General features: G+C 65.6%; 9 protein-coding genes and 1 pseudogene. 4 read left to right on the top strand and 6 right to left on the bottom strand.

The annotated features are described in order from the left end of the window. The coding region (locus ACNPP0_RS25425) for a GntR family transcriptional regulator (protein WP_448707354.1) at window positions 1-233 on the bottom strand (233 nt) is incomplete at its 3' end. Window positions 234-391: 158 nt separating this feature from the next. Between ACNPP0_RS25425 and ACNPP0_RS25430 the strand changes: the two genes are divergently transcribed. Further along, window positions 392-718, top strand: a complete 327-nt coding sequence (locus tag ACNPP0_RS25430) for an antibiotic biosynthesis monooxygenase family protein (protein ID WP_448707355.1) — start codon at window positions 392-394, stop codon at window positions 716-718. 95 nt (window positions 719-813) lie between these two features. Here the strand turns inward: ACNPP0_RS25430 and ACNPP0_RS25435 are convergent, their stop codons facing one another. The 4 genes and pseudogenes from ACNPP0_RS25435 to ACNPP0_RS25450 all read right to left on the bottom strand — a co-directional run bounded on the left by ACNPP0_RS25435 (window position 814) and on the right by ACNPP0_RS25450 (window position 5699). After that, window positions 814-1443: a class I SAM-dependent methyltransferase gene (locus tag ACNPP0_RS25435; protein ID WP_448707365.1), complete on the bottom strand. Its 630-nt coding sequence runs from the start codon at window positions 1441-1443 to the stop codon at window positions 814-816. A gap of 99 nt (window positions 1444-1542) precedes the next feature. After that, window positions 1543-1932 (bottom strand): annotated as a pseudogene (locus ACNPP0_RS25440) (PDDEXK nuclease domain-containing protein); the annotation flags it as partial. Between the two features lie 145 nt (window positions 1933-2077). Further along, window positions 2078-3934 (bottom strand): phosphoenolpyruvate carboxykinase (GTP), encoded by a 1857-nt coding sequence (locus ACNPP0_RS25445; RefSeq protein ID WP_046804555.1) that lies wholly within the window; start codon window positions 3932-3934, stop codon window positions 2078-2080. 142 nt (window positions 3935-4076) lie between these two features. Continuing rightward, window positions 4077-5699 carry an acyl-CoA synthetase gene (locus ACNPP0_RS25450; RefSeq protein ID WP_448707356.1) on the bottom strand — a complete coding sequence of 541 codons (1623 nt, stop codon included), beginning with the start codon at window positions 5697-5699 and terminating at the stop codon, window positions 4077-4079. A gap of 103 nt (window positions 5700-5802) precedes the next feature. Between ACNPP0_RS25450 and ACNPP0_RS25455 the strand changes: the two genes are divergently transcribed. Beyond that, window positions 5803-6573 carry a TetR/AcrR family transcriptional regulator gene (locus ACNPP0_RS25455; RefSeq protein WP_332607441.1) on the top strand — a complete coding sequence of 257 codons (771 nt, stop codon included), beginning with the start codon at window positions 5803-5805 and terminating at the stop codon, window positions 6571-6573. Here ACNPP0_RS25455 and ACNPP0_RS25460 read toward each other — a convergent pair. Continuing rightward, window positions 6492-7508, bottom strand: a complete 1017-nt coding sequence (locus ACNPP0_RS25460; RefSeq protein ID WP_448707357.1) for an SDR family oxidoreductase — start codon at window positions 7506-7508, stop codon at window positions 6492-6494. The genes ACNPP0_RS25455 and ACNPP0_RS25460 overlap by 82 nt on opposite strands. Window positions 7509-7672: 164 nt before the next feature. Here ACNPP0_RS25460 and ACNPP0_RS25465 point away from each other — a divergent pair, with 164 nt between their 5' ends. Together ACNPP0_RS25465 and ACNPP0_RS25470 are read left to right on the top strand one after the other, a co-directional pair. Beyond that, window positions 7673-8467 (top strand): enoyl-CoA hydratase/isomerase family protein, encoded by a 795-nt coding sequence (locus tag ACNPP0_RS25465; RefSeq protein ID WP_448707358.1) that lies wholly within the window; start codon window positions 7673-7675, stop codon window positions 8465-8467. A gap of 66 nt (window positions 8468-8533) precedes the next feature. Beyond that, window positions 8534-9085 (top strand): zinc-binding metallopeptidase family protein (locus tag ACNPP0_RS25470; RefSeq protein ID WP_527893040.1); only part of this gene is annotated, 552 nt, incomplete at its 3' end.

A 9085-nucleotide genomic window follows, 5' to 3' on the forward strand; every position in this document is an offset into this window, starting at 1 on the left:
CGGGCCGCCACGCGCGCGCGGCGGCCCAGGCTGGTCTCAACGTAGCCTTCGGCGGCCAGCTGTTCGTAGACCGTCGTGATCGTGGTGCGGGACACCGCCAGGTCCAGCGCCATCGCCCGCGTCGAAGGCAAGGGCATGCCCGCGCGCAAGGTGCCATCAAGGATCTGCGCCCTGATGCGTTCATAGATGCGGCGGCTGGTGTCGGCTGGGGGCTTGGCCGGGGACGTAGGCATGAGCGGCTTAACTGGCTTGAAAAAAATCAATCGGACTGGACGTTTTCATTGTGCCAGAGGTGCGTCATAGTCTCGTTTTTTCTTGTCTGTGTCTGCGCGGCTTTGCGCTTGATTTCCGCTTGGCTTCTGCTTGGTTTTTTCCCCTGCCTTTTTCCTTTATGTACACCGCAACCTTCACATTCATGCCCGGCGAGTACGACAGCGCCTTCCACGAAATGGACAACGCCATCGCGGCCGTCGCGCGGTCCATTCCCGGCTATCTGGGCGAGGAAGCCTGGGAAAATCCGGCGACGGGCCTGGTATCCAACGTGTATTACTGGAGTAACCGCGAAGCCCTTCAGCAGCTGATCGACCACAAGGATCACCTCAAGGCCAAACGGCAGCAGAACAAGTGGCTACGCGGTTATCAGGTGGTCATTGCCGAAGTCATCACAAGCTATGGCGACGGAGGCATCGCGCATCCGTTGAACCGCCCCGTCCAGTAACCGCGCAAGGCCGTGGAACCGGCTTTGGGCGACCGGCCGCGGGCGACCGGCTTCGGGCGACCGGCGCCAGGAAGCCGGCAGTTGAACCCGGCGCCCTACCCCGGACGGCGCCATACCGTCGCCAGCCACGGCTGCTGGTCGCGCGGCAGGCCGTCGGGGCGGTAATAGTGTTCCAGTTCTTCGAAGCCGGCGCCCGCCATCAGTGCGCGCCAGCCTTCCAGGTCGTGGTAGGCGCCGTAGCGCCCACGGTTCCAGCCTTCCTGGTTGCCGCCACGGGGGTTCGAGCAGAACAGCACGCCGCCGGGACGCAGCGCGGACCATAGCTCGCGCAGCACTCGCGGCAATTCCTGGCCGGGCACGTGGAACAGCACGGCGTTGGCGAAGATGCCGTCAAAACGTTCTGCGGGCAGCGACAGTTGCAGGAAGTCCTGATGCCAGACCTCGCAGCCGGACGCGGCGCGGGCCATCTTGACGAAGCTATGCGTGCCGTCCAGCCCCACCGGCCGATGGCCCAGCGCGGCAAACGCCATCATGTCGCGGCCGGGGCCGCAGCCCAGATCCAGGATGTCGTACGGCGGCTCGACATGGATGTGGCGCATCAGCGCGGCGATGTTCTGCGTGACGTCGTGCCCGCGCGTGTTGGCCGCGAACGCCTCGGCGTTCTCTTCGTAGTTCGCCAAGGTCAGCGCGGTGATCTTGGCCAGGTCTTCCGGGTCGAGTTTCATCACGGCATTGTGCCTGGATTGCGGCGCGCGTTGCTCGATTCGCGCGCGGGAGCGCCGCGCGGCTTGCTGCAAGCGCTGCGCCAGCACCGCGCGGGGCGGCAGGTCGGTGGGATATTGCGCCGCTTGCACGCCGGATGGCGTCAGTTCAAGCAGCTGGATGTATTCGGTTTGCGTACCGGCGCACATGATCATGCCCAGCGGCGTCGCTTCTTCGGCCTGGCGGTCGGATTTGTCCAGCCGGCGCAGGCAGGATTCCACCTGCGGCTGGCTGATCACGGAGAACTCGTCCAGCGTCATCACAATGGCCACCAGCCGCCGAAGCTTGCGGTGAAAGAACAGCAAGTCCAGCGTGTGTTCGTCGTTGTCGATGCGCAGGCGCTTTTGCCGGGCCACGAACGCAAGGCCGACGTCCAGCTGCATCAGGAAGGACTCCATATCCGCCACGATGGCCATATGCAAGTCACGCGCCGGTGCTGCATCGGCGGGCATTGCGCACCCTGCCCGACTGCCGGATTCGCCCAGATTCCACTTCGTCACGACGACTACTCCTTAGATACCCCAACGAAGTGTTCATCATGAAATAGAAAAGCCCGCGCGCCTACTGGGCACGCGGGCTTCTAGGACCAAGTCAGACTCAGGCGGCCAGACGGCCTTCGATTTTGGTCTTGGTGGCGGGCAGGTCTTCCGGCAAGCCTTGGGACAGTTGGCCGAACAGTTCGTGGTGCAGCGCCAGCTCGTCGCGCCAGGCGTCGGCGTCCACCGACATGACCTGCTCGAATTTGTCGGGCGTGAACTCCAGGCCAGTCCAGTCGATGTCCTGGTAGCTGGGCGATACGCCGAACACCTGGTCCACACCCTTGGATTCGCCGTCGATACGGCCCAGCATCCAGCGCAGCACGCGCATGTTTTCACCAAAGCCCGGCCAGACGAACTTGCCATCGGGGCCCTTGCGGAACCAGTTCACGCAGTAGATGCGCGGCAAGGTGGCGCCGGTGGCTTCCAGTTGCTTGCCCAGCTTGAGCCAGTGGTTGAAGTAGTCGCTCATGTTGTAGCCGCAGAACGGCAGCATGGCGAAGGGGTCGCGGCGCACCACGCCCTGCTGGCCGACGGCGGCAGCGGTGGTTTCCGAGCCCATGGTCGCGGCCATGTATACGCCTTCGACCCAGCTGCGGGCCTCGGTCACCAGCGGCACGGTGGTCGAGCGGCGGCCGCCAAAAATGAACGCGTCGATGACCACGCCCTTCGGGTTTTCCCATTCGGGGTCGATGGACGGGCATTGCGCGGCCGGCGCGGTGAAGCGCGCGTTCGGGTGCGCGGCCTTGCGGCCGGTTTCGCGGGCGATGGCGGGCGTCCAGTCCTGGCCTTGCCAGTCGATCAGGTGCGCGGGCGGCGTGTCGGTCATGCCTTCCCACCAGACGTCGCCATCATCGGTCAGCGCCACGTTGGTGAAAATGACGTTGGCCTTCAACGTGGCCATCGCGTTGAAGTTGGTCTGTTCGCTGGTGCCCGGGGCCACGCCGAAATAGCCGGCCTCCGGGTTGATGGCGTGCAGGCGGCCGTCGGGGCCGGGCTTGATCCAGGCGATGTCGTCTCCGATGGTGGTGACCTTCCAGCCGTCCATGCCTTGCGGCGGGATCAGCATGGCGAAGTTGGTCTTGCCGCAGGCCGACGGGAATGCCGCCGCCACGTGGTACTTGCGGCCCTTGGGCGAGGTAACGCCCAGGATCAGCATGTGTTCGGCCAGCCAGCCCTGGTCGCGGCCCATGGTGGACGCGATACGCAGCGCAAAGCACTTCTTGCCCAGCAGCGCGTTGCCGCCATAGCCCGAGCCGAAGCTCCAGATTTCGCGGCTCTTGGGGAAATGCACGATGTACTTGGTGGGGTTGCACGGCCACGGCACATCGGCTTCGCCGGCGGCAAGCGGTTTGCCCACGGAATGCACGCAGGGCACGAAGTCGCCATCGGTGCCCAGTACGTCGTACACGGCCTTGCCCATGCGCGTCATGATGCGCATGTTCACGACCACATAGGGGCTGTCGGACAGCTCAACGCCGATGTGGGCGATGTCCGAGCCCAAGGGGCCCATCGAAAACGGCACGACGTACAGCGTGCGGCCGCGCATGGCGCCGTCGAACAGGCCGTTCAACGTGTCGCGCATTTCAGCCGGATCGGCCCAGTTGTTGGTGGGGCCGGCGTCTTCGGCGCGGTCGGAACAGATGAAGGTGCGGTCTTCCACACGCGCCACGTCGGACGGGTCCGAGCACGCCAGGAAGGAATTCGGCCGCTTGGCGGGGTTGAGCCTGCGCATCGTGCCGGCCTGGACCATCTGTTCGCACAGGCGGTCGTATTCTTCCTGCGAGCCGTCGCACCAGACCACGCGGTCGGGCTTGGCCAGTGCTACAAAACTGGCTACCCAGTCGATCAGGCCGCGATGCTTGACGTAGGCGGGCACGTTCAACGCTGCCAACCCCCCATCCAATGGCTTATTCATTGGGGCTATCTCCATGCTTAGACGAATGGTGATACGGCCCCAATTGCGTGGGGCCGTATGTAATTTGCGCCATCATACTTGCAGCGCGGGGCAACCCGTCAACCCATCCTCATGGACGAGATTGTCACGGGTTGAGACGAGCTCAACGGTAGCTCCCGTCGCGCAACTCTCGGCGGATGATCTTGCCGGTCGCCGTGGTTGGCAAACTGGTTACAAACCGGATGGCGCGCGGGTATTCATGGGCGGCCAGACGGGTGCGTACATGCGCCTGCAAGTCGCGCACCAAGGCGTCGTCGCCGGTGACGCCGTCATTCAACACAACATAGGCCATGACGATCTCGGTGCGTTGTTCATCGGGCACGCCCACCACGGCCGCCATGCGTACGGCGGGGTGGCCGATCAGGCAGTCTTCGATGGGCGCGGGGCCGATGCGGTAGCCCGCACTGGTGATGACGTCGTCGTTGCGGCCAACAAAGCGGATAAAGCCGCGCGCGTCGCGCACGCCCACGTCGCCCGTCAGGAGATAATCGCCCACGAACTTTTCGGCGGTGGCCTCGGGGTTGTTCCAGTAGCCCAGGAACATGACGGGGTCCGCGCGCAATACGCCGATGTTGCCCTCCTGTCCATCGGCCACTTCTACGCCCTGGTCATCCACAATAGCCACCCGGTGGCCCGGCGCGGCGCGGCCGATGGAACCGATTTCCGGGTCGAACAGCGACGAGCACGATGACACCAGCATGTTGCATTCGGTCTGGCCGTAGAACTCGTTGATGGTCACGCCCAGCACGCGGCGGCCCCAGTCGATGAGCTCGGCGCCCAGCGATTCTCCGCCGCTGGCCACCGAGCGCAGCGCCAGCGCGCCGGCGCCGTCCGGGTAGGCGGCCCCGCGCATCATCTTCAGCGCGGTGGGCGGCAGGAATGTGTGGGTGACGCCGTGGCGCGCCATCAGCTCCAGCGCGGCGCTGCCGTCGAACTTTTCAAAGCGGCGCGCCAGCACCGGCACGCCGTGGTGCCACGCGGGCAGCAGCACATCCAGCAGCCCGCCGATCCAGGCCCAGTCGGCCGGCGTCCACATCAGGGCGGCGTTTTCGGGAAAGAACTCGTGTGACATTTCCACGCCGGGCAAGTGGCCCAGCAGGACGCGATGCGCGTGCAGCGCGCCCTTGGGCTTGCCCGTGGTGCCGGACGTGTAGATGATCACGGCGGGGTCGTCGGCGCGCGTGGAGACCGGTTCGAAAACGTCCGATTCCGCGGCCAGTGCCGGATGGAACGGCACGGCGGCGCCGTCGCCATCCCCATCAATGCAATAAATGACCTTCAGGCCGGGCAGGCTGGCGCGTATCTCGCGCAGCTTGCGGCAGCCCTCGGTGTCCGTCACCAGCGCCGCCGCGCCGCTGTTGGCCAGCCGGTACTGAATGGCGTCCACGCCGAACAGCGTGAACAAGGGCACCGCCACCGCGCCCATTTTGTAAACGGCGATGTGGGTAACCGCCGTTTCAGGCGCCTGTGGCAGGTACACGGCCACGCGGTCGCCGCGCCGCACGCCATGGCGGATCAGGCTGTGGGCCAGGCGGCTGGACTGCGCCTTGATGTCATCGAACGAGTAACGCGTTTGCGCACCGTCGCTCTTTTCGAAGATCAGCGCCAGGCGGCCGCTGCCGTCCGCCCATTTGTCGCAGGCGTCCACGCCAATGTTGTAGGTGTCCGGCACCTGCCATTGGAATTCGGACACAAGCTGCTTGTAGGATTCCTTTCGGGACAGCATGGTTTTGTCTCTGATGTTGTTATGGAAATCGCCCGGGGCTTGCTGAACTTGCTTGACCCTGGCTCAATAATAAGCCTCGCCCCACCGCCCTTTTGCCGTCCGCATGGAAAAAACCCCCGTCGTTCCGATCCGCCGCCCGCCTGCCAGCGCCAAGTCCGAACAGCGCATACGCGACATCCTGCACATGGCGCGGCAGGTGTTTTCCGAGGCCGGCTTCCAGGCCGCCACCACCACCGAGATCGCCCAGCGCCTGGGCGTGTCCGAAGCCACGATCTTCACGTACTTCGGCGGCAAGCGTGAATTGTGCGTGCGGGTGATCGGCGACTGGTATGACGAAATCATCGCCAAAGTGGAAGACAACCTGCCGCACGTGCACGGGGCGCGGGCGCAGCTGCATTACCTGGTGCATACCCATTTGCGGCATCTGCTGGCCGAAGGCCCGGGGCTGTGCGCCTTCATCCTGTCCGAAGGGCGCGCGCGTAACGACGATTTCGGCGAGGTCTACGCGGGGCTGCAACGGCGCTATACGGCGCCGCTGATGCGCATCCTGGCACAGGGACAGGCCGACGGCGACATCCGGCAAGACATGCCGCTGCGCTTGCTGCGGTCCACGGTGTATGGCCCGATGGAGCACGTGCTGTGGGATGCGATGCTGCGCGGCGCGCGGGTGAACGTGGCCGCCACCGCCGACCAGTTGGTCGGGTTCTTGTGGCAGGCCCTGCAACCGCCGCACCGCGACGCGCTGGCGCTGGCGCAGTTCCGGGGCGAGGTGCGCGACGCCCTGCACCGGCTTCACGCGTCTGAAGAGACGGCCGAAGGGTTGGCGTCGGCTGCATCGCCCGCATCGCCAAACAAGGACGGCGGCACGTACTGAGGAAAGCCGTTGTAGACCTCGCCCCGTTCGGCCGCCTGCAAGGTCCAGGAATGGCGCGCGTTCGGCACGCCGCCATCCACGCGAATGACCGTGCCGTTGATGAAGGCGGCTGCGGGCGACAGCAGGAACACCACGGCCGCCGCCAATTCGGCCTCGGTGCCAAACCGTTGCAACGGCACCTTGGTCTTCAGTTCACGCAGCACCGCGCGGTAGTGGTCGTCGTAGCTGTCCATGCCGCTGGAGGCGATCCAGCCCGGCGCGACCGCATTCACGCGCACTCCCGCATAGGCCCACTCGCACGCCGCGGTTTCGGTCAGGTTCCAGACTCCGGCGCGCGCCGCGCCTGAATGCCCCATGCCGGGCATGCCACCCCAGATATCGGCCAGCATGTTCACGATGGACCCGCCGTGCTGGCGCATGTGCTGGGTGTAGACCTCGCGCGCCATCAGGAAGGTGCCGTGCAGGTTGTTCTGCACGACCGCGTTCCAGCCGTTCAGGCTGATGCGGTCCAGCGGCGCGGGGAACTGCCCGCCCGCGCAATTGAACAAGCCGTCGATAGCGCCGTGCCGCGCCAGCACGTCCGCCACCGCGCCGCGCACGCCGGCTTCATCACGGATGTCGCAGGCATGCAGGCTGAGTCCGCCGGCGGCCTCGGGGTAGATGCGAGCGATTTCCGCGCCCGCCGCTTCCAGCTTTTCCAGCTTGCGGCCCACCAGCGCCAGGTTCGCGCCCAGCGACGCCAGCTCGTGCGCGGTGCAACGGCCCAGACCGCTGCCGCCGCCAGTCACCACGACGGTCTTGCCATCGAAAAGCCCCGGTCTGAACACCGAGGCATAGCGCGACGTGGCGGCTTGGCCGCCCGGTGTCGGGTCTGCTGTAAAGCCAGAGGCATAGCCCGAGGCGGGGTTGGCTTGCACATTCGATTCTGGGTTCATGCCTCGCTCCATTATTTTTTTGAAGGTATTTTTTTAAAGGTATTTTTTTGAGGATAACTCAATATTTCTGTCCAACGCATCCCAGAAATCCCGATTCCGTCCTAGAATTATTGGATTGCAGCACCCCACTTCTTGAGCACAAATCAACAATCCAGGAGACCCGCATGACTTCGACAGCCCCGCTGAATGTCGCGCGCGATGGCGCCATCGTTCGACTGACCCTGAACCGGCCGGACATGCGCAACGCCTTCGATGAAACGCTGATCTCCGCGCTGACCGGCGCCGTGCGTGATGCCGCGCAAGATCCCGGCGTGCGCGTGCTGCTGCTGACAGGCGCGGGCAAGGCGTTCTGCGCGGGCGGTGACCTGAACTGGATGCGCAAAATGGCCACGCACACGGATGTGGACAACCGCCAGGATGCGACCCGGCTGGCCGACATGCTGCACACGATCTGGGCGTGCCCGAAGCCCGTGGTGGCCTGCGTGAACGGCGACGCCTACGCGGGCGGCATGGGCCTGCTGTCGGCCTGCGACATCGCTATCGCGGCCGACGGCGCGCATTTCTGCCTGTCTGAAACGCGCTTGGGGCTACTGCCCGCCACCATCAGCCCGTACGTGATCCGCGCCATGGGCGAGCGCGCCGCCAACCGGTATTTCCTGACCGCTGAACGCTTCGACGCCGCCACCGCGCTGCGCTTGGGGCTGGTGCACGATGTGGTGCCGGCCGACGCCCTGGCCGACGCCGCCGACGCCATCTGCCGCGCGCTGTGCGCCAACGGGCCGGACGCCGTCAAGGCCAGCAAGCGGCTGGTACGCGATTTTGCGGGCCGGGCCATTGACGCCGAATTGATCGCCGACACGGTCGAGCGCATCGCCGCGTGCCGCGCCACCGATGAAGCGCGCGAAGGCGTGGCGGCTTTCCTGGAAAAGCGCGAGCCGTCCTGGCGACAGCGCCCTTGAGACCATGGCGGGGATAGCGGCTACACACGCCATGACATAATCCCTGGCGCATCTTCAGGAATTTTCATGCCGCACCCGACTTCCCCCTCCCCCGCCTTCCCGCCCCTCAATGCCGACCGCCTGTGGTCCCGCGTTGAAGCCTTGTCCCGGTTCACCTTGCCCGACGTCCCCTGGACACGACGCGCCTTTTCGCCCTTGTTCGACGACGCCCGCGCCTGGTTGCGCGGCCAATTCGAAGAGGCCGGCCTGGCCACGCGTCTGGACGCGGGCGGCAACCTGGTCGGCACGCGCGCCGGCCGCGACCCGGCGCGCAAGCCCATCGCCACCGGCTCGCACTGCGACACCGTGATGGAAGGCGGACGCTTTGACGGCATCATCGGCGTGCTGGCCGGCATCGAAGTGGCGCACACGCTGAACGAGCACGGCATCGAACTTGACCACCCCTTTGAAGTCATCGACTTCCTATCCGAAGAACCCAGCGACTACGGCATCTCGTGCGTGGGCAGCCGCGCCCTTAGCGGCCAGCTGTCGGCGGACATGCTGGCCGCCTGCAACCCCGCCGGCGAATCGCTGGCCCAGGGCATTGCCCGCATCGGCGGCGACCCCGCCGCGTTGACC

This window comes from Achromobacter semiaridum (genome assembly GCF_053543755.1).

Excerpts from the sequence above, each read along its gene's own strand:
- ACNPP0_RS25430 (WP_448707355.1), top strand. The coding sequence starts at position 392 with ATGTACACCGCAACCTTCACATTCATGCCCGGCGAGTACGACAGCGCC.
- ACNPP0_RS25450 (WP_448707356.1), bottom strand. The coding sequence starts at position 5,699 with ATGCTGTCCCGAAAGGAATCCTACAAGCAGCTTGTGTCCGAATTCCAA.
- ACNPP0_RS25455 (WP_332607441.1), top strand. The coding sequence starts at position 5,803 with ATGGAAAAAACCCCCGTCGTTCCGATCCGCCGCCCGCCTGCCAGCGCC.
- ACNPP0_RS25460 (WP_448707357.1), bottom strand. The coding sequence starts at position 7,508 with ATGAACCCAGAATCGAATGTGCAAGCCAACCCCGCCTCGGGCTATGCC.
- ACNPP0_RS25465 (WP_448707358.1), top strand. The coding sequence starts at position 7,673 with ATGACTTCGACAGCCCCGCTGAATGTCGCGCGCGATGGCGCCATCGTT.
- ACNPP0_RS25435 (WP_448707365.1), bottom strand. The coding sequence starts at position 1,443 with ATGAAACTCGACCCGGAAGACCTGGCCAAGATCACCGCGCTGACCTTG.
- ACNPP0_RS25445 (WP_046804555.1), bottom strand. The coding sequence starts at position 3,934 with ATGAATAAGCCATTGGATGGGGGGTTGGCAGCGTTGAACGTGCCCGCC.